16 protein-coding genes are annotated in these 21774 nt (G+C 31.1%); 5 read left to right on the plus strand and 11 right to left on the minus strand.

Features of this window, described 5'->3' with window-relative positions; translation table 11 throughout:
- Positions 1 to 4: 4 nt before the first annotated feature.
- Positions 5 to 1267, minus strand: a complete 1263-nt coding sequence (locus HMPREF2881_RS06220; RefSeq protein WP_002488509.1) for a Y-family DNA polymerase — start codon at positions 1265 to 1267, stop codon at positions 5 to 7.
- Positions 1268 to 1415: 148 nt separating this feature from the next.
- On the opposite strand from HMPREF2881_RS06220, the gene HMPREF2881_RS06225 reads away from it, so the two are divergent.
- The gene (locus HMPREF2881_RS06225; protein WP_002488535.1) at positions 1416 to 1601 is read left to right on the plus strand and encodes a 2-hydroxymuconate tautomerase; all 186 of its coding nucleotides are present in this window, start codon (positions 1416 to 1418) and stop codon (positions 1599 to 1601) included.
- 78 nt (positions 1602 to 1679) lie between these two features.
- Here the strand turns inward: HMPREF2881_RS06225 and HMPREF2881_RS06230 are convergent, their stop codons facing one another.
- Positions 1680 to 2663 carry an LCP family protein gene (locus tag HMPREF2881_RS06230; RefSeq protein WP_002488549.1) on the minus strand — a complete coding sequence of 328 codons (984 nt, stop codon included), beginning with the start codon at positions 2661 to 2663 and terminating at the stop codon, positions 1680 to 1682.
- A 140-nt stretch (positions 2664 to 2803) separates the two neighbouring features.
- On the opposite strand from HMPREF2881_RS06230, the gene msrA reads away from it, so the two are divergent.
- Entirely contained in the window at positions 2804 to 3319 is a 516-nt protein-coding gene (gene msrA, locus HMPREF2881_RS06235) for a peptide-methionine (S)-S-oxide reductase MsrA (protein ID WP_002449832.1), read from the plus strand.
- Between the two features lie 37 nt (positions 3320 to 3356).
- On the opposite strand, the gene mprF is transcribed toward msrA, so the two are convergent.
- The 6 genes from mprF to parE form a co-directional block, all read right to left on the minus strand.
- Complete coding sequence (gene mprF / locus HMPREF2881_RS06240; protein ID WP_002449787.1) at positions 3357 to 5879, minus strand: bifunctional lysylphosphatidylglycerol flippase/synthetase MprF; 2523 nt, start codon at positions 5877 to 5879, stop codon at positions 3357 to 3359.
- Between the two features lie 205 nt (positions 5880 to 6084).
- The gene (locus HMPREF2881_RS06245; protein WP_002455368.1) at positions 6085 to 7314 is read right to left on the minus strand and encodes an AI-2E family transporter; all 1230 of its coding nucleotides are present in this window, start codon (positions 7312 to 7314) and stop codon (positions 6085 to 6087) included.
- 63 nt (positions 7315 to 7377) lie between these two features.
- Positions 7378 to 8232 carry a glucose PTS transporter transcription antiterminator GlcT gene (gene glcT / locus HMPREF2881_RS06250; protein ID WP_002455369.1) on the minus strand — a complete coding sequence of 285 codons (855 nt, stop codon included), beginning with the start codon at positions 8230 to 8232 and terminating at the stop codon, positions 7378 to 7380.
- A 129-nt stretch (positions 8233 to 8361) separates the two neighbouring features.
- Complete coding sequence (locus HMPREF2881_RS06255) at positions 8362 to 9822, minus strand: glutamine transporter AlsT (RefSeq protein WP_002488512.1); 1461 nt, start codon at positions 9820 to 9822, stop codon at positions 8362 to 8364.
- Positions 9823 to 10031: 209 nt separating this feature from the next.
- Positions 10032 to 12431 carry a DNA topoisomerase IV subunit A gene (gene parC, locus HMPREF2881_RS06260; RefSeq protein ID WP_002449738.1) on the minus strand — a complete coding sequence of 800 codons (2400 nt, stop codon included), beginning with the start codon at positions 12429 to 12431 and terminating at the stop codon, positions 10032 to 10034.
- Positions 12428 to 14416, minus strand: coding sequence for a DNA topoisomerase IV subunit B (gene parE, locus HMPREF2881_RS06265; protein ID WP_002455371.1), 1989 nt, complete (start codon positions 14414 to 14416; stop codon positions 12428 to 12430). The genes parC and parE overlap by 4 nt, the downstream gene beginning before the upstream one ends.
- A gap of 216 nt (positions 14417 to 14632) precedes the next feature.
- On the opposite strand from parE, the gene plsY reads away from it, so the two are divergent.
- Positions 14633 to 15241 carry a glycerol-3-phosphate 1-O-acyltransferase PlsY gene (plsY, locus tag HMPREF2881_RS06270; RefSeq protein ID WP_037555986.1) on the plus strand — a complete coding sequence of 203 codons (609 nt, stop codon included), beginning with the start codon at positions 14633 to 14635 and terminating at the stop codon, positions 15239 to 15241.
- Between the two features lie 159 nt (positions 15242 to 15400).
- Positions 15401 to 15700 carry a HesB/YadR/YfhF family protein gene (locus HMPREF2881_RS06275; RefSeq protein WP_002449780.1) on the plus strand — a complete coding sequence of 100 codons (300 nt, stop codon included), beginning with the start codon at positions 15401 to 15403 and terminating at the stop codon, positions 15698 to 15700.
- Between the two features lie 48 nt (positions 15701 to 15748).
- Here HMPREF2881_RS06275 and menI read toward each other — a convergent pair whose 3' ends face one another.
- From menI to HMPREF2881_RS06290, 3 genes are all read right to left on the minus strand, one after another.
- Positions 15749 to 16219 carry a 1,4-dihydroxy-2-naphthoyl-CoA hydrolase MenI gene (gene menI / locus HMPREF2881_RS06280; protein WP_002449842.1) on the minus strand — a complete coding sequence of 157 codons (471 nt, stop codon included), beginning with the start codon at positions 16217 to 16219 and terminating at the stop codon, positions 15749 to 15751.
- Between the two features lie 195 nt (positions 16220 to 16414).
- A complete protein-coding gene (gene acnA / locus HMPREF2881_RS06285; RefSeq protein ID WP_002449723.1) occupies positions 16415 to 19120 on the minus strand; it encodes an aconitate hydratase AcnA in 2706 nt (901 codons plus the stop codon).
- A gap of 371 nt (positions 19121 to 19491) precedes the next feature.
- Positions 19492 to 21138, minus strand: a complete 1647-nt coding sequence (locus HMPREF2881_RS06290) for a glycine betaine uptake BCCT transporter (protein WP_002449918.1) — start codon at positions 21136 to 21138, stop codon at positions 19492 to 19494.
- A 215-nt stretch (positions 21139 to 21353) separates the two neighbouring features.
- Between HMPREF2881_RS06290 and mscL the strand changes: the two genes are divergently transcribed.
- Positions 21354 to 21710 (plus strand): large conductance mechanosensitive channel protein MscL, encoded by a 357-nt coding sequence (mscL, locus tag HMPREF2881_RS06295; RefSeq protein ID WP_002455375.1) that lies wholly within the window; start codon positions 21354 to 21356, stop codon positions 21708 to 21710.
- Positions 21711 to 21774 lie beyond the last annotated feature (64 nt).

Raw genomic sequence — 21774 nt, forward strand, 5'->3', positions numbered from 1 at the left:
TGTTTTACATCTTATGACCTGCCATCAATCCTAATCTATTATGTTTTGTTCCAGATGCAGTATAAGAAATTGCTTTTGAAACAATGCCTTTGCCATATTTTCTTTGTAACGTATCAATCGTTTTAGCTAAATTTTCATCTCTTTGTCTTTTATATTCATTTACAAATAAATTTAATTGTCGATTTTCTTCATGAATGAACTGTGTTAGTGAAACACTTAACGTACGATACAAAGCGTGTTTATCACACAACTGATTCGCATAATCATTAACGACTTTAAATATATCTTGTTCTAGATTTGTAGCATCAGTTAAAGTGTGTTGTTTATGTATTCCTCCACCTTTAGTATATCCAAATGAAAAATGTATAGTACGTGCTAATTGCTTTCTTTCTCTTAATCTACAAGTAACATCTTCAATCAACTCTTGCATAACAATTTTTGCTTCTTTAAATTGATAGTCTCTCATCAAAATTTGGCTTTTACATATAGCTGGATTATTAATTTTACTTTTTTCTCTTATTTTACTTTGATCTATACCGTTAGCATGTAAATGCATATCAGTGCCTAATATACCAAAGTCTTTCTTCAAATATCTATGAGGATAATGTGCTAAATCACCTATTGTAATAATTCCTTTTTTATTTAACTTTATTTCTGTTTTTTTATTAATTCCCCAAAATGATTTCAATGGTGAAATACGCCATAATTTATCGGGTATGTCATGATACCGCCACTCAGTAATACCTTCTTTTATGTGTTTAGCTTCGATATCCATAGCTACTTTACTAAGTAACAAGTTAGAGCCAATACCTATCGTACAGTATATTCCTGTCTTATCTAATACTTCCTTTTGGAAACACTTAGCAAAAGAATATACTGTAGTATTAAAAAGATGATAGCTATTTGTTACATCCATAAAAAATTCATCAATACTATACTGATGTAAATCTTCCCTTGGAACATATTTAAGAGCAATTTTAGAAATTTCTAAAGATATTTCTAGATATCTTCTCATACTTGGATTAATAATATAAATATCATTACGCTGTGGAATTTCAAATAATCTAGATCCAGTTTTAATGCCAAGTTCTTTTAATTTAGGTGTTGCTGCCAAAACAACAGATCCTTGTCGCTTAGTGTCAGCAACCACTGCTAATTTTGTCGTTAAAGGATCTAACCCTTTTTCAATACAAGACACACTAGCATAAAAACTTTTCTGATCTACACATAGTATGTCTCTATCTTCAAGTAAATTATAATCATACATATCAATCCCCTCCTTAGATAATTCAATTATATAAGAACATTTGTTCCCTTACAATATTAAAAAGAACAAATGTTCTGTTTAAATATCTTGAAGTTCATTTTTTAAAAATGATATACTAAGCACATAATTATATAAGGAGGAAAACATCATGCCGATTGTAAATGTAAAATTATTAGAAGGACGCTCAGATGAGCAATTAAAAAACTTAGTCACTGAGGTTACAAATGCAGTGGAGAAAACAACAGGCGCAAATAGAGAAGCAATCCATGTAGTTATTGATGAAATGAAGAAAAATCACTACGGTGTAGATGGCGTGAGAAAATCAGAACAATAATATTATAATCTTTAAAGTTTACATAATAATATTATTGTAGTTAAAGAGATAAGAAATAAGCAGGCCAAAGTGGCCTGCTTATTTCTTATCTTTTAAAAATGACTCTATTGCTTTTTTATTTTTCTCTTTATCAATATCTAATGCACTACCATCGTTATTAGTATTAATATTTTGATAAGAATTTTTTAACGGTACAGTTAGTGTTTCCACATTTTTATCGCCTCGTATTCCAAAACTTAGTCCTGTTTGGAAAATAGCTGAGTTTGGCATATCTGTATTAATATATCCTCTCAATATACCCGCTACTTTAGGTAATTTCACGATTGTACTTGGGGTAATTAATTCTTTCTTAAGTGTTTGCATAACTTGTTGTTGACGTCTCACGCGTCCAAAGTCCCCCTCTGGGTCATGTCTAAATCTAGCATAACCTAATAATTCTTTACCGTTTAATCGATGATGTCCTTTTTTCAATGAAACCTCAATATTTTCTGACATATCTTTTTCAACATCAATTGGCACACCATTAGGTTCTAATTCATCAATCATTTTTTCAAAGCCAGTGAAATCAATGACTGCATAGTATTCAGGATTAATACCTAAATTTTTATTTAATGTTTGTCTCAATAACTCTGGTCCACCAAGTGAGTATGCAGCGTTAATTTTATATTTGTCATAACCAGGAATTTCAGCATAAATATCACGCATAATTGACATCATTTTCATTTTTTTCTTAATATAGTCATACTGTACAACCATAATAGAGTCAGTTCTTGATTTTCCACCATTAGCTTGGTCAGCACCGAGCATTAATATTGTGATTTTCCCGTCATTTTTAACGGCTCCATTAAATTTATGAATTTTAATATCTTTTGCATGTTCTTGTGCATATTTCATCCCACTTTGATATCCATGAACGACATACGTAATCATTACAATAAGTAAAACTACAATAATCAGTATTACAAAAGGTAATTTTCGAAGTTTTTTCTTCTTGCGTCGTTTAGAAGGTATCGTTGTCCCCGATTGCCGTCTTAATATTGTATTATCCTTCTCTTCTGTCATATTTACCTACCTTACACTCTTTAAAATCTTCAAAATAATATTCGGATATACTATAATATATAAATAAGTTATATAAAATACCTTAAAAAATCAAGTGTTTTCAATAAATATTACAAAGGTGTTAGGAAAGGATGGCATAAATGAATATTAATACAGCATACTTTGCAGGAGGCTGTTTCTGGTGTATGACAAAACCGTTTGATCAATTTGAAGGTATTGAATCAGTAACATCAGGTTTTATGGGGGGATCAGTTAAAAATCCAACCTATGAACAAGTAAAAAGCGGAACTACTGGACACTATGAAACTGTTAAAATAGAGTATGATGTTGCTTTATTTTCTTATCATAAATTATTAGAAATATTTTTTTCAGTCATTGATCCATTAGATGCTGGCGGTCAATTTCAAGATAGAGGGTCACAGTATCAAACAGCTATTTTTTATACAAATGATGATCAAAGAAAAGTTGCGATTAATTATATCAAAGATTTAGAACAAACGATGCATTCTGATAAAGCCATTGCTACTAAGGTTCTTCCCGCTTCAAATTTTTATAAAGCAGAAGAATATCATCAAAATTTCTATAAAAAAAATCCTGAACGTTACGCACAAGAACAGCGAGATCGCGCAAATTATGATCCTCGTTCTAACTCATAATAAAAAAGATATCCGAAAACAATTTCGGATATCTTTTTTATTTATGTCTAATCACTCGCATTACTTTTAACATACTGTACCATAGAGAACTATCTTTTCTATATACCAAAAATCGCGGTTCCCACTGAGGACTATATTTTTCTTTATATCTTCGTAACCCCTGAAAACGATATAAACCATTAAAATGTTCAAACACACGTCCCGCAATACGTTCTCGTAAATAAGAATAATCGAGTTGACCTACATTTGATAAGGTAGCCATACCCATGTTAAAAGCTTTATACCCTTTTTCTTTACCCCATAATAACATATGTAGATATAATCCATCCATTAGAGGTAAATCTAATTCAGGTAACCAACGAATTAAATCTACTGAAATTGCTTCGTTATAGTATGTTGGCATTAATGTACAAAAAGCAATAATCTTACCTTCTTCATTTTTCATAATTCCAATTGGCGCTTTATCTAAGTACTGTTCTGTAAATTGACCAACAGAAAAATGCATTTCAGTACGTCCATCGAGCCACTTATCACTTACTTTTCTAAGCTCTTCTATAAACGCTTTAGAAAATGGTGGTTCTATAATTTCAAATTTAATATTTAAATCATTAAATTTATTCAGTGTTGCTCTAAAACCACGTCGTTTTTTTCCAGAAGTAGTAAATTGTGTTAAATCAATAATAGCCTCTTCGCCTAATTTAAAAAATTGATTTCCAAAATTATGATACAACGGCATAAAACGATCAGATACTTGATAGAAAATGACATCATAACCTAACTTTTCAGCATAACTATAGAAATCATCCAACAATGATTGGAATGATGCTGTATTTCCAATTGGATCTCCCAATACGACCAGCGCATTTGATTTATATCTATACATAAGAAAGGCTTGTTCACTGTCATGCATAAATACATCTTTATCACCACTATATATCAAATGACTTAAATAATTCCCTCCATATGTTTCTATAATTGATTTACATTGAGAAAATTCTTGGAATTGATGTGGGCGTTCAAAGCGACGACCAAATAACCATGCAATACCAACAATTAATAATATAACAACTACCACAGTTAACCAGAAATAGTATTTTAATAATGACGTATCCATTTCCAAGTGATATAAATCTAAAGCATATAAGGTTTCAGAAATAATGAAATGATTAATATATAAAACAATCACACTAATGACTAAGGTAAATATTAAGTTTTTTAATCTAAATGGACGTTTAAATACTTTCGCACGTCGATAAGCTAAAATAAGTAAGATAAAAATAATGATGAGCCATGTAAGTAACATGATAGAAGCATACGTATATAACGTTGCAAGAAATATTAAAACAAGTGAAATCATTGAATAAATAATTGCTCTCTTACTTTGCTTATATATTCCCCTTACATTAACAAGTAATATTAAACATGCACTTGTATGAATAGACAACATGATATAGTAAATAAAATGATCTGCATCATATAATCCATCATACACAATCGTCACATTATTAATAAAGAAAATAAAACTTGTTAATAGTGCGAGAATAGATAAAGCAAATGCTGGGATTTTTGAAATAATATCTTTTTGATAAGACAGTATGAATGAGGTAATATCTTTAGCGGGTACAAAATATTTAGACTCTTCAAAGTACTTACGCGCAGAATTGCCAAATTCAAACGTAGATAGAATTAAAGCAATAATAACAGGTACAAAATAATAAGCAAAACGATATAACAGTAAGGCAATCAATATTTTTTCTTCAGGAATATCTAAGGATTTTAGTCCTAATAAAACAACTAAATCAAATGCTCCAAATCCACCTGGAATAAAACTAATTAGTCCAGATAATGCAGCAATAATAAAAATACCAAGTAATGTTGTAAAAGCTACATGAATATCAATAATCCATGCCGACAAGTAAAGTACAACAGCAGCGGCTATCCATTCAATACTTGAAACAAGCGTGCAATATATTCCTACCAATTTATTATGTTCAGTAACCGGTTTAACGACTGTATACACTATAAAAATAGGTAAAAATAAAGCGACTACGTACAATACCCATTTTACAAAACGTACTTTATCAAGAATATGAGAAGCATCGAAAATATGAAGTACGACTAAAATAGATAAGAAGCTTAAACCAGTTAACATTGAAACTAATATGATTGAAATAGCGTGAAGTAATCTTTTTCTATCAGAAGTATAATTTTTATAAATAAATGTTCTAAATCCTGCGCCTATAAATCCACCAAATCCAACAATAGCATTAAATGCATTAATAATATAACTCAAACGAAATACTTTGTTCAGTGGTATACTCAACTTTAAAGTTTTAACAAGAATGACATCATATAAACTTAAAAGTAGCATTGATGCGCCACCACATATAAATAAACCAATTAAAAACCATCGATTGATTTTACTAAATGCTTCTAATGTTTGTTTGAAGTTAATATGTGACAATTCATGATATAAAGTAGCAACTACTACAATAAAAAGTGTGACAGCAAATACCACTTTTAATATAGATATCAATCTATTTTTATGTTCTTCAGTCATTATTCATTATTATCCTTTACATTATATTAATATAAAATATATCATATCATATTCTAGGTATATATCTTTAGACTATTGAACTAACATAATTGTAAGATAAAAGGTAGTGGAGGAGAATTCATCGCTCTACTTTACAACGATGACTATCACTATATTAAAAAGCCCGAGACAACTCATTATGTCTCAGGCTTTTTAATATAGTGATTTATTCTGCTTCTGTGTAATTTTTATGTTCTTCTTTTTTAATCTCATATTGACCTGCATCGTCACCATAGTATTTATTGTAACGACGTTTAAATAATAAGAAGATATGAGAAACTAATACTTTTAAAATAGCGTAGCCAGGAATACCTAAAATAACTCCTACAATACCTAACAAATTACCCGCACTTAATAAAATAAAGATAATTGTTAGCGGATGAATTTTTAACGTTTTTCCCATAATATTAGGAGAAATAAAATGACCTTCAATAAATTGAACCAACGTCCACACAATAATCAATTTTAATAACATAAATGGTGAAGTAATAATCGCAATAATAATTGCCGGAGAAATTGCAATTGTTGGTCCTAAGTATGGGACTACGCTCGTTACTGCAGCAATTGAAGCTAGAACTAATCCATAATCTAAACCAATAATAGAATAACCAATAAACAATAAAATACCAATACAAAATGATACGATAATTTGGCCTTGAATATATGAGCCGACCTGTACACTCATTTTTTCTAATAAATCATGATAGTCTTTTCTAAATTTAGGCGGCACAATTTTAGTTGTATAATCTCTAAATTTAGTTCCATCTTTCAACATAAAGAATAATACAAATGGAGTAGTCGCAATCACAACACCAACATTCACAACAGCTTCTGCAAATGTTCTAATTTTAGTTCCAAATCCACTAAAATAATCTGACGTTAACGATGGAATCTTTTTAGAAGTAGAATCAAGCCAGTCCTGAATTTGATTATAAAATGAAGATAAAATAGACATATGTGTCACTTTATCAATAGCTCTATTAAATTTTTCAATATATTTTGGGAAGTTATTTGCAAGTTGTTTAATTTGATCACCAATCACAGGAATTAATAAATCGATAATTAATGTTGCTCCTCCAATAATCACTAGAAAGACTATTGTAATTGCTAATAATCTTGGAATATTATACCGTTCCATCAAATTAATCACTGGATTTAACAAATAATACAAAATAAGCGATAAAATAATTGGCGCTGCAATAGTATTAAAGATAATGACAAAAGGCTGAAAAACATAAGAAATTTTGTCAAAGATGAATATAGTAATACCAAGTAATACTAATGAAACTAGCGCAAATAATAAATCTTTACCACCTAGAAACTTCATAAAGCGTGTTTCAGAAAAGCTTAGCTTATTAGCTTTCTTTCCTTCAACTTTATTGTGGTCCATTGACATATCATTTTCACCGTACCTTTTAATCTAAAATAAAATAATCTATATTATATCATACCATGTAGCTTATTCATTTTGTGTGTTATTTTGAGATTGAAAATGATAAATATGCAAAGCTAAATAAACAATTTCTGAATCATCTACATCAATATCTAGATTTTTTTGAATAACTTTAGAAATCTTATATGCTGTACTGTAACAATTAGGGTAATATGTTTTGACCATATTGATAAATTCATCTTGTGCATGAACATATTCCTTTTTATTTAAACGACGAATTAGAAATTGAATATGTCTAATAAATCGTTGATATTGGACCGTTCGAGGATTTACAGGATACCCTATATCATTTTCGATAATTAATACACATTTACTTATCATTTTATTAATTAAAGATATTTCACTCATAGGTAAATCTTCTTTATTTGACGCAATATGCAATGCTATAAAACCTATTTCATCCTCAGGAAATGTGACATCTAATTTTTCATTTAATCTCTGTATAACTTGTGTGGCAATATCATACGCCTCACTATATAAATGTTTAGTTTCCATTGCAAAGGGATTACTAATTATTTGATTTTGTTTTAAGCGTTTATATGCAAAAATAATATGATCGGTTAAGGCAATAACTAGTTGTTTATCATCGTTCATATAGATTGTACTTGTAATATAGTTAACTGATTCAATAATTGCTTGTAAGACCTCTTCATCAGCTATTTCAACTAGAGATTTGTAATACTCTTGTTGTTGTTTTTGATCTAATTTATACACTTTCTCAATAGAAGCATTATCATCTACGACCATTCCAGGCTTTTTATTAAAACCAATACCTTTACCAATTAAAATAACTTCTTGATTACTATTGATGCATATGATGACGTTATTATTTAAAATTTTTGAAATATGATATTTACTCATCATTATCATCCTTTTTTTACTATTAAAATTATATAGTTAAACATTATATTTGAAAAGTCGTCCTTTTAAAAAACACTTCTTTCTCGCATTACTCTAAAAGATGGAGAAAAGAAGTGTTGATTTAAATTATTAATGTTTTTTAGATATTTTATCTTCATGTCCCCAAGATTCAATACCAAATAAATTAATCTCAAGGTTTTCTGGTTTAAATACAGGTTTTAAACCAGCACGTTTTTGTTGAATGTAATCTTTCATAACAGCAAATGCAATATTTGAAAGACCTATAATGGAAACAAGGTTTACAATGGCCATTAATCCCATAAATAAGTCCGCTGTACTCCATACGGTTTCAGTTTTAACAACTGCTCCTGTAAATACTAATACAACAACTAAGCATCTAAAAATAAATAAAATTGCTTTGTTTTTAGATAGAAATTCTATATTAGATTGTCCGTAATAGTAATTACCAACTACAGAAGAAAATGCAAATAGAGTAATCGCGACAGTTAAGAAAATACCGCCCGGAGAACCAAGATGTTCATTCAATGCAGATTGTGTAACTTCTACACCTTGTGGCGCTTTTTCACCAAATTTTAAGCCTGAGTAAAGTAAAATCATAATAGCTGTTGCTGTACAAACAAGCATTGTATCGAAGAAGACACCTAAAGATTGAAGTAATCCCTGTTTTACTGGATGTGGTACAGCAGCAGTAGCAGCCGCATTGGGGGCTGAACCCATACCTGCTTCGTTAGAGAATAAGCCACGTTTTACACCTTGTAAAATCGCTGTACCTACTGCGCCACCTGCGACTTGTTCCATTCCGAATGCACTTTTAATAATTGTACCAATCATTGGAATAATTTGATCAAAATTCATTAGTAAGATAACTAAAACAATACCAACATAAACGATAGCCATTATTGGAACAATTAAAGATGATAACGTTGCAATACTACGTACACCGCCGAAGATAATGATTGCTGTAATGACAGCCAAAATAATACCAGTAATGACTGGACTAATATGATATTGGGTTCTTAAAGATTCAGCAATAGTATTCGATTGAACTGTGTTAAATACAAATGCAAATGTAACAGTAATTAACACAGCAAATGTAATACCAAGCCATTTTTGATTTAAACCTTTGGTTATGTAATAAGCTGGACCTCCTCGGAAGCCACCATCTTTATCATGAACTTTGTAAACTTGTGCAAGTGTTGCTTCTATAAATGCACTCGCAGCTCCGATAAATGCGATAATCCACATCCAAAAAACTGCCCCAGGGCCACCTAACACAATCGCTGTTGCTACACCAGCAATATTTCCTGTTCCAACACGAGAACCTGCACTAATAGCAAATGCTTGAAAAGGTGAAATACCTTTCTCTCCATTTTTCAGAGTTTCTGGTTTTTCGACTAATGCCTTAAACATTTCAGGTAGCATTCGTAGCTGAACAAATTTAGAACTAATAGTAAAGAAGATACCTACTGTCAATAGTAAACCTATTAAATACTGTGACCAGATTAAATCATTTCCAACTTGGACGACGGATTTAAACCAATCAGGTATTAAACTATCAAAATCTCTCAATTAAATCCCTCTCATCAAAATTATTGTTATGATATACATTACAAGAGATTTATATTGTGGTATTAAAGATCAAAATGTACATATTTCTCATGTAATCACTTTGATATACTTACCAACAATATAAATCTCTTGTGAGTTATAAATAATTAAATATTAAATTAATTTTATCATCTTATGAATTACTTGAAAACAAAAATTTTAAAATCATATTAATTTATTATCATTGATTTTACATTTCCAAATTCATTTGTATCAACCACAAATGAACCATTTGTATATTGTTCAGAAAGATGAATACGAGAAATTTCACCTGTTTCAGCATGTTTATCTGAATAAAGTGTATAGTATGTTTCATCTCTGACAACATGTGCAGCTACAATACGATGAGGATTTTTTTTCAATTCTTTTAAAAGTGTAATACCTCTTTGTGCGCGTTTGGCATCTTGTAATATATCTTTAGCAATACGTTTTATTGCTCCTCTTTGCGTAGCCATAATGATTGAATTATTCTTATCAACAGTATCAGTCATAATAACGTAATCTTCATCTTTTAAATTGATAGATTTCACACCAGCCGCTCTTAATCCTGTATCTGAAAGTTCTTCTGTAGAATACGTTAATGACATGCCTTTATGTGTAATAACAGTAATCATTTGTTCTTGAGTTATGCGAAGTACATTTACCACTTCATCTTCATTTTTTAACTTTGTTGCAATGAGTGGCTTATTAAATCGCGTGGTTTTAAATAATGATTGATTACTTTTTTTAATCATGCCATTACGAGTTGCAATAATATAAAAAGCTTTACCATCAAATGTTTTTTCGTTAAATACATCTATAATTCTCTCGTTTTCTTCTAAAGACACAATTTGCGATACATGCTGACCTAACTCTTTCCATCGCACATCTGCAATTTTATGAATTGGAATAAAGAGATATCTTCCTTTATTCGTAAATACTAAAGCTGTATCTTGAGTATTTACAGTTTGGTATTTGAGTAAACTATCTCCCTCTTTTAAACCTACTTCTGTCACACCACTTGCATTAAAGCTACGTGTAGACGTACGTTTTATATATCCATGTCTAGTCATACTTAAAACAACTTCTTCACTTGGTACAATAACTTCTTTATCAATTTTAATTTCTGATATTTCCGCTTCAATTGAAGATAAACGTGATGTTTTAAAACGTTTTCGAATCTCTGTAAGCTCTTTTTTAATAACATTTAATAATGCGTCATGATTATCAAGAATATTTCGGTACTCTTCTATTAATGTTTGTAATTCTTCATGTTCTTCTTCAAGTGCAACAATATCAGTATTAGTTAAACGATATAATTGAAGCATTACAATGGCTTCTGCTTGTGCTTCAGTAAAGTCAAATTCTTTTACTAAATTATCTTTTGCATCTTTTTTATTTTTAGAATGACGAATTAGCGCGATCACTTCATCTAATATAGATAAAGCTTTCATAAGACCTTCTACAATATGCATACGCTTTTCAGCATGATTTAAGTCATATGTGGTACGATTAGCTACAACTTCAATTTGATGGTTTAAATAGCTGTCAATAATTTCACGTAGACCCATTAATTTTGGACGTCCATCACTAATAGCGACCATATTGAAATTATAAGTAATTTGCAAATCAGAGTTTTTATATAAATAGTTTTTAATAGACTCTGAATTAACATCTTTTTTTAATTCAATAGCAATTCTTAAACCTGTACGATCTGTTTCATCACGTACTTCAATAATACCATCTACTTTTTTATCAGCACGAAGCTCATCAATACGTTTCACAAGTGAATTTTTATTCACTTCATAAGGAATTTCTGTCACAATTAATTGTTTACGTCCATTTCTTAACGCTTCTTCCTCTACTTTTGAACGAACAACAATTTTTCCTTTTCCTGTTTCATAGGCTTTCTTTATACCATCAATGCCTTGAATAATACCGCCCGTTGGAAAATCAGGACCTTTAATATATTTCATTAATTGATTTACTGAAATATTAGGATGATCAATATATTTTAATGTTGCTTGAATTACTTCATCTAAATTATGTGGAGGAATATCAGTAGCATATCCTGCCGAAATACCAGTCGAACCGTTTACTAGTAAATTTGGAAATCTTGCTGGTAACACCATAGGTTCAAGTGTTGTGTCATCATAGTTTGGTACAAAGGACACTGTTTCTTTATTAATGTCACGAACCAACTCTTCAGAAAGTTGACTTAATTTCGCTTCTGTATAACGCATCGCAGCAGGTGGATCATTATCAATACTACCATTATTTCCATGCATTTCGATTAATACATGACGCAACTTCCAATCTTGGCTTAAACGTACCATTGCATCATAAACTGAAGAATCACCATGTGGATGATATTGACCAATAACATCCCCAACTGTTTTCGCACTTTTACGGAAATTTTTATCATACGTATTGCCACTGCTATACATAGCAAATAAAATTCTACGTTGTACAGGTTTTAAACCATCACGCACATCTGGTAACGCACGTTCTTGAATAATATATTTACTATATCTTCCAAAGCGATCGCCAATAACATCTTCAAGTGATAGGTCTTGAATTATCTCACTCAATTGACTTCCTCCTCATCATCTTCTTCAGTATCTAGTATTTGAACTTCTGTATTATCTAAAATACTTTGATCTTCTTGCATGCCAAATTCAACATGATTTTCAATCCATTCACGTCTTGGTGCAACTTTATCTCCCATTAATGTTGTTACACGTTTAGAAGAACGTACTTCATCATCGATTTGAACTCTAATCAACGTTCTTGTCTCAGGATTCATTGTAGTTTCCCACAATTGTTCAGGATTCATTTCACCTAAACCTTTATAGCGTTGTAAAATAAAACCTTTACCTAATTGTTTTTGAAGTTTTTCCAATTCATCATCTGTCCAAGCATATTCTACTTTTTTAGATTTCCCTTTACCTTTTTCTAATTTATATAACGGAGGTAATGCAATAAAAACACGACCTGCTTGAACAAGAGGTCTCATATATTTGAAGAAAAATGTTAATAATAACACTTGAATATGGGCGCCATCTGTATCAGCGTCAGTCATAATAATAACTCTATTATAATTACTATCTTCTAATTTAAAATCATTACCAACACCAGCACCAATGGTATGAATAATTGTATTGATTTCTTCATTTTTGAAAATATCTTCAAGTTTTGCTTTTTCAGTATTAATCACTTTACCTCGTAAAGGTAAAATAGCCTGGAATTTTCTGTCTCTCCCAAGTTTAGCTGATCCCCCTGCTGAATCACCTTCGACAAGATATAATTCATTTTTCTCAGTATTCTTACTTTGAGCAGGCGTTAACTTTCCTGATAATAATGTATCTTTACGTTTGTTTTTCTTACCAGAACGTGCATCTTCCCGTGCCTTACGAGCCGCTTCTCTTGCCTGTTGCGCTTTAATAGCTTTCTTCACAAGTGATTTAGATAATTGCCCTTTTTCCTCTAAGTAATAAGGTAATTTTTCAGAAACAACAGAATCTACTGCACTACGCGCTTCAGATGTACCAAGCTTAGATTTAGTTTGTCCCTCAAATTGCAGTAATTCTTCTGGAATACGTACAGAAATCACTGCTGTTAATCCTTCTCTAATATCATTACCATCTAAGTTTTTATCTTTATCTTTAAGTTCATTGATACGACGTGCATAGTCATTAAATACGCGTGTCATTGCTGTTTTAAATCCTACTTCATGAGTTCCGCCATCTTTTGTACGTACATTATTAACAAAACTTAATATACTTTCAGAATATTGATCATTATATTGAAAAGCAACATCTACTTCGATTCCATTTGCAGCACCTGTAAACGTCGTAACATCATGTAATACTTCTTTACCTTCATTGATATAACTTACAAATTCTTTAATACCTTCTTCGTAATGATAAACATCTTCACGTTCTTTTCCATCACGTAGATCTTTCAAAGTAATTTTTAAGTTTTTTAATAAGAATGCAGATTCTTGTAAGCGCTCACTTAATGTATCAAAATTAAATGACGTTGTTGCTTTAAAAATACTTGAGTCTGGTTTAAATGTAACTTTTGTACCTGTTTTCTTAGTTTTTCCCGCTTTCATTAAACCAGAAGTTGGAATACCACCGTCTTTAAAAGATTGCTTATAAATTTGTCCATCTCGATGAATTTCAACTTCTAGCCATTCACTTAAAGCATTAACTACGGAAGCACCAACACCATGAAGTCCTCCAGAAGTTTTATATCCCCCTTGTCCAAATTTACCTCCAGCATGTAATACAGTAAAAATAACTTCTACAGTAGGTTTACCAGACGCATGCATACCAGTTGGCATACCTCTTCCATTATCTTCCACTGAAATACTATTATCTTCATTGATTGTTACATCAATTTCATTACCATAACCATTTAAAACTTCATCGACGGAGTTATCGACAATTTCATATACTAAATGGTGTAATCCACGTTTATCAGTCGACCCAATATACATTCCTGGACGTTTTCTAACTGCTTCAAGTCCTTCTAATACTTGAATCGAATCATCTGAATAATGATTTGTCATTTTTGTTGCCAATGCGTTCGCCTCCTACAAACGTACGTTCGTTTTTTTAACTTTACAATAGTTATTCTTATATAAAACGCATTAAAATGCAAGTATGAGTTATATAAGATACGTATTTAACTTAATATATAAGACGTTTTTTCAATTTTTAATCGTTGTCAGGAATACTTTGTGATAAAATATACCTACATTATATAAGGGATGTGTAAACAAATGATGATGATAGTTCTCATGTTGATTTTAAGCTATCTCATTGGAGCTATTCCAAATGGTTATGTTATAGGAAAAGTTTTTTTAAAAAAAGATATTAGAGAATTTGGAAGCGGTAATACCGGTGCCACAAATAGTTTTAGAGTTTTAGGAAAACCAGCTGGATTTATCGTTACTTTTTTAGATATATTTAAAGGATTCATTACTGTATTTTTCCCATTATGGCTCCCAGTGCATGCGCATGGACCAATTAGTACATTCTTCACACATGGATTAATTGTCGGTATTTTTGCAATAATTGGTCATGTTTACCCTATTTATCTTAAATTTAAAGGGGGTAAAGCTGTAGCCACAAGTGCCGGAGTTGTGTTAGGAGTTAATCCAATCTTACTTTTAATCTTAGCAGTCATATTCTTTGGAATTTTATATTTAACAAAGTATGTGTCATTATCTAGTATTATTGCGGCAATCAGCTGTGTGATAGGTTCATTAGTTATTCATGATTACATATTATTTGGAATGAGTGCTTTTGTATCAATCATTTTAATTTTTAGACACCGTTCTAATATTGTTAGAATTTTTAAAGGTGAAGAGCCAAAAATCAAATGGATGTAAAATGGATGTTTCTTGCACCAAATGTGAAGATTCGGATTTAGTTCTATTAATTAAATATGATAAGCAGTTCATGTTTAATAGTGAGAACAATATGTTTTAGTTCAAGCAATTATTACATTATAAATATAATAATAATTAATATAAAGGATGGGTCATATAATGAAAATCAAATTGACTGATGAAGCAGTTGAATGGTTTAAAAATGAATTAGATTTACCTGAAGAGAATAAAGTCTTACAATTTTATGTGAGGTATGGTGGAGAATTTCAACTTAAACAAGGTTTTAGCCCAGCATTTCGTGTGGAACCGAGCAATGACGTTGAGATAGGTTATCATGAAAACTATAATGATTTAATTATTGTAGTTTCAGAAGATGACTTATGGTATTTTGAAGATCATGAAGTTCTAGTTGAAAAAGTAGACCATGAAGACGAAATTGTTTATTCTACAACTAATTAAAAAAAGACCATAAGTATCTAATATTTACAGATATTTATGGTCTTATATTTATATATTCAAATCGCTGCGTTGTGTGATTTCTAATTCCTTACCTTCGTTATTCAATGCTTCGACTTTACTATATACCTGATGCCATTCTGGAAAATAACGATCTAAACGAATTGGTCTGAAATCACTTGCTTTAATACATAATAGCTGCGTGGACCCTGTAGTAGCTAATTCACCTTTTTCATTATATACTTCATAACAGTACGTTGAACGCAATCTTGAATAATGTTCTACCCATGTTTTCACTTTAACTTTTTCAGGATAAAAAATGGATTTCTTATATTGAACTTGTAAATCCACGACGGGTGAGATAATTCCTTCTTTTTCCATATCTGCATAACTAAAACCTAATTTACGAATATAATCAGTACGAGCAACTTCAAACCATGTAGCATAATTCCCATGATAAATTACTCCCATTTTATCTGTCTCTTGGTATCTCGCTTCAATTTCAGTCATACTATAAATCATATTTATGTACCTCTTTCCAATTAAGTTCACTTTCAATATTAACATAAAAAAGTTACTTGCTATAGAATTCCCCATTTACTACTTCTACTATTGAAATAGCTCAATGACACAAATGAAGAAAAAATCCTTAGATGAGATTGCCATCTAAGGATTCAAAATACATTCAAATTTTAAATATTTTTTCGAATAATTGTATTATTGAGCAAGTTTATTTCTTAATACCATTTGTAGAATGCCACCGTGACGATAATAGTCGATTTCAACTTGTGAATCGAAACGAACAATGACATCAAAATCAACCACTTCTCCACTTTCTTTTTTTGCATGAACTTTAATAATATCATGTGGTTGTACATCTTCGTTAATATCTACAGAAATCTCTTCTCTACCATTTAGACCAAGTGAATCAGCTGATTCTCCATCTTTAAATTGTAATGGTAATACACCCATCATAACTAAGTTAGAACGGTGAATACGTTCATAACTTTGTGCTATTACAGTTTTAACGCCTAATAAATTAGTACCTTTAGCAGCCCAGTCACGTGAAGATCCCATACCATAATCGTTGCCTGCTAATACTGCTAAGCCAGTGCCATCTTCTTTATATTTCATTGCAGCATCATAAATTGGCATAATTTCATCAGTTGGCCAATATGTTGTAAAGCCACCTTCTGTACCTGGTGCTAATTGGTTTTTAATTCTAATATTCGCAAATGTACCACGCACCATAACTTCATGGTTACCACGACGAGAACCATATGAGTTAAAATCACGAATAGGTACGTCATGATTTAATAAGTATTTACCTGCTGGTGTATCTTTACCAATAGCACCTGCTGGAGAAATGTGGTCAGTTGTAACTGAGTCACCAAATTTACCCATTACACGTAAATCTTTTAATGGTTCAATGGTACCTGGTTTTTTTGATAAACCTTGGAAGAATGTTGGATTTTGAATATATGTTGAATTAGGATCGAAGTCATATAATGGAGAGTCAGTAACATCAATCTCATTCCACATTTCATTATTGTTGTATACATTTTTATATTCTTCTTTAAATAATTCAGGTGTTACAACACTATCTACTGTATCAGCAACTTCTTTAATTGAAGGCCAAATATCATTTAAGTATACATCTTGACCATCTTTAGCTTTACCAAGTGGTTCATTTTGTAAATCAATATCAACTGTACCAGCTAAAGCATACGCAACGACTAATTGAGGTGAAGCAAGATAGTTCGCTTTTACTAATGGATGAATTCGACCTTCAAAGTTACGGTTACCAGATAATACAGAAGTAACTAATAAATCTTCTTTAGCAATAGCTTTTTCAATTTCTGGCAATAGCGGTCCAGAGTTACCAATACAAGTTGTACATCCATAACCTACTAGATTAAATCCTAAATCATCAAGATATTTTTGTAATCCCGAATCACGTAAGTAACCTGTCACTACTTTTGAACCTGGTGCTAGTGATGTTTTAACATATTCAGGCACTTTTAATCCTTTTTCAACTGCTTTTTTCGCAACTAAACCAGCACCTAACATAACGTAAGGATTTGATGTGTTTGTACATGAAGTAATCGCTGCAATTGCAATGTCTCCTGTTTTCATAGTTGTTTCAGAGCCATCGTTAAATTGAATATGGGCTGATTTATCAAATTCGCTTTGATCCAAACCATGACCTTGATTTCCAGCAGGAGCTGTTACAGATTTTTCGAATTCTTTTTTCATATCACTTAAGAAAATTAAATCTTGAGGACGTTTAGGACCAGATAGTGAAGCTTCAACTGTCGATAAATCTAAATTAATTACATCTGTATATTGTGGATCTTCCTTATCTGATGTAAAGAACATATTGTTTTGTTGTAAATAAGCTTTAACTAACTCAACATGCTCTTCAGAGCGACCAGTTAATTTCATATATTTAAGTGACTCTTCATCAACTGGGAAGAAACCACATGTTGCACCATATTCAGGCGCCATGTTAGCAATAGTCGCTCGATCAGCTAATGGTAAATCGGCAACACCAGGACCAAAGAATTCTATAAATTTACCAACTACACCTTTTTTACGTAGCTCTTGAGTTACTCGTAATGCTAAGTCAGTGGCAGTTGATCCTTGAGGTAATGAATTAGTTAAGCGTACTCCAATCACTTCAGGAATTGGGAAATATGATGGTTGACCAAGCATACCTGCTTCAGCTTCAATACCACCAACACCCCAGCCTAATACACCAATACCATTTATCATAGTAGTATGTGAATCTGTACCAACAAGTGTATCTGGGAAAGCAGTTTGTTCACCGTCCACGTCTCTTACATGAACTACCTTAGCTAAATATTCTAAGTTAACTTGGTGTACGATACCTGTTGCAGGCGGTACAGCATTATAATTATTAAATGCTTTTGTAGCCCAGTTTAAAAATTGATAACGTTCATAGTTTCTTTCAAATTCTAATTTCATATTGCGTTCTAACGCACGTGGGTTTGCATAGCTATCTACTTGTACAGAGTGATCGATGACTAAATCAACCGGTACTTCTGGATTAATTTTATTAATATCTCCACCTACATCATTCATAGCTTTACGTAATGAAGCTAAGTCGACAACCGCAGGCACCCCTGTAAAATCTTGTAAGATTACGCGAGAAGGTTTGAAAGGTACTTCTCCTTCATTACCTTCTTTACCAAAATGGGCTAATGCTTTAATATGATCATCTGTAATAACAAAGTCATCTTCTTGTCTTAATACTGATTCTAGTAGAACACGAATAGAATAAGGTAACTTACTAATTTTAGTTAAACCTTGTTCTTCAAGACTTTTTAAATCATAATATGTATATGATTTACCTCGAACTTCAAATGATTTTTTTGCTTGTTCTTTAATGTTAGAAGCCATTTGATTATCCCCCTTGAATATTAAAAATTCATAATTATACTTCTTTAATTAAATTGTATAATTATATGTTTTTTAAAACAACTATATATCACTAGAATTTGAGTGATTTGAATTTTGGTTTTATAATCAGTTAATATAAGAAATACTTATCATAGTACATTTAAACTATAAGTATTTTTTATTAAATGAGAATTTTTTTCAATAAGCTAAATGAAATAAAAAGGAAAGTAGAATAGAAATTCATTTTGAATTTTTGGCTCCAATATCAACATATATTGGATGTGGATTTTCTTTTGAAAGTCTTTATATTTCGATCTAACCATATTAAAAAACGCCTAAGACAAATAAGTTGTCTTAGGCGTTTTTTTTAATTATTGTTCTGCTTTCTCTGCATTACGTCGATTTTGACGTTTTTCTAATATATCAGATTCATAGTCTTTTTGTTGATATTCAATATATTCTTTTAGTCTATGTTTATTAGGCTGTAATGTTAATCCTAAGAATTTGCGTTCTTGGTTAGCATCTTTATAGAAACTAATCATCATTAGTATGACCACAAAGGAGAATGGTAATGCACTAATAATTGCAGCACTTTGTAGTGCGCCTAATGCTTCTGCGCCATCTCCACCACCTGCTAAGAGTAAGATGAAGGCAATAAGAGATTGTGCAATACCCCATGTTACTTTTACCACGTTAGATGGTTCTAATGAGCCATATGTTGTTTGCATACCTAATACAAATGTTGCTGAATCGGCTGATGTAATAAAGAATGAACCGATTAATACAAGTGCAACAAGTGATAAAACCATTCCTAAAGGTAAATGATTAAATACGCCAAAGAGTTGTGTTTCTGCTGACATCTTGAATAGCTCAGAATGTTTTTTACCCATTTCAATACCTAATACGCCAAATACACTGAACCATAAGAAACTTATTAGAGCTGGAACAAGTAATACACCTGAAATAAATTCACGAATTGAACGTCCTTTAGACACACGCGCAATAAATACACCTACGAATGGGCTCCAGCTTAACCACCAGCCCCAATAATATAGTGTCCAAGAAGACATCCATTCTCTTTTTTGAGAATTTAATGCTGCTGTATCAAAACTGTTGAATAAGAATGTATTGAACAAACTACCAATTGAACTTGTAAACATGTTCAAAATTAATACAGTCGGTCCAACAATTAAAGCAACAATCATTAATATTGTACCTAAACCAATATTGGCATTACTTAAATATTGAATTCCTTTACTTAGACCAGACCAAGCACTAATAATAAATAAAATTGTAACAACAACAATAATAAGTGATTGAACCCATACATTATTTGGGACGCCAAATAAGTAATTTAAACCACCGTTAATTTGTAATGCACCCATACCTAATGATACAGCTACCCCTACTACTGTAGCGAATACTGAAAGTACATCAATAATCGTACCAATAGGTCCTTCTACTTTATCTCCAAGCAATGGGCGTAATGTTCTAGAAACAAGTCCTGGTTCATCTTTTCTAAATTGAGCGTATGCTAAGGCAAGAGCTACGACACCATAAACTGCCCAAGCATGAAATCCCCAATGGAAGAAAGTAGAACGAAGTGATTCAGTAAAGGCTTCTGTCGTTTTTGGACTAGCAGTTGGTGGTGCTGCGAAGTGTGACATAGGTTCTGCTGCACCATAGAATACTAAACCAATACCCATACCTGCACTAAATAGCATGGCAAACCATGAAATCGTATTAAACTCTGGTTTATCATCAGGTTTGCCAAGTTTTAATTTCCCAATTGGACTGAAAATCAAAAAGACACAGAAGAAAACAATAATAGTTGTAAGTATTAAATAATACCAACCAAGTTTATCAGTAATCCATCCACTTATTGAACTAGTAATTGAATCGAATTGTTCCGGTACAATTGCCCCAATTAATACAATAATCGCTACGATAATCGCACTATAAATAAATACCGGCGAAAATTTCTTTCCTTTCTTACTTGATTCAGAAGAAGAATTCATAACTAATATAACTCCCTTCATCGTAATATTAAATTTTTTCAAAATGAAAAATACACAATTAATTATAAAAATAATTAATTAATTTTTCGGTAAACCACTTTAATATAATAACAAACGTTTTAATCTTAATCAAATTTCATTAATTTTAATATTTACTAATTTATTTATGTTTTGTATGATATATTATATAAAAATTAAATAAATAGGAGATTACTATGCTAAAAGAATTTAAAGAGTTTGCATTTAAAGGAAATGTTTTAGATTTAGCAATTGCTGTAGTTATAGGAGCAGCATTTAATAAAATTGTATCATCCTTAGTAACTTATATTATCATGCCATTGATTGGTAAACTGTTCGGTTCGGTAGATTTTGCTAAAGATTGGCAACTTTGGGGCATTAAGTATGGTCTTTTCATTCAGTCAATTATTGATTTTATTATTGTTGCTTTTGCATTATTTATCTTTGTTAAGATTGCCAATACAATTATGAGAAAAGAAGAACCAGAAGAAGAAATTGATACAAATACGGTATTACTTACAGAAATTCGAGATCTTTTAAAAACAAATAAATAAATCCAAAGAGTCCGGGACATAAAGTTTCTAGATAAGTGAAAAAAGACAATTTCTATTGAAATAA

Origin of the sequence: Staphylococcus sp. HMSC057A08, assembly GCF_001812925.1 — a bacterium.
Lineage (GTDB): Bacteria > Bacillota > Bacilli > Staphylococcales > Staphylococcaceae > Staphylococcus > Staphylococcus hominis.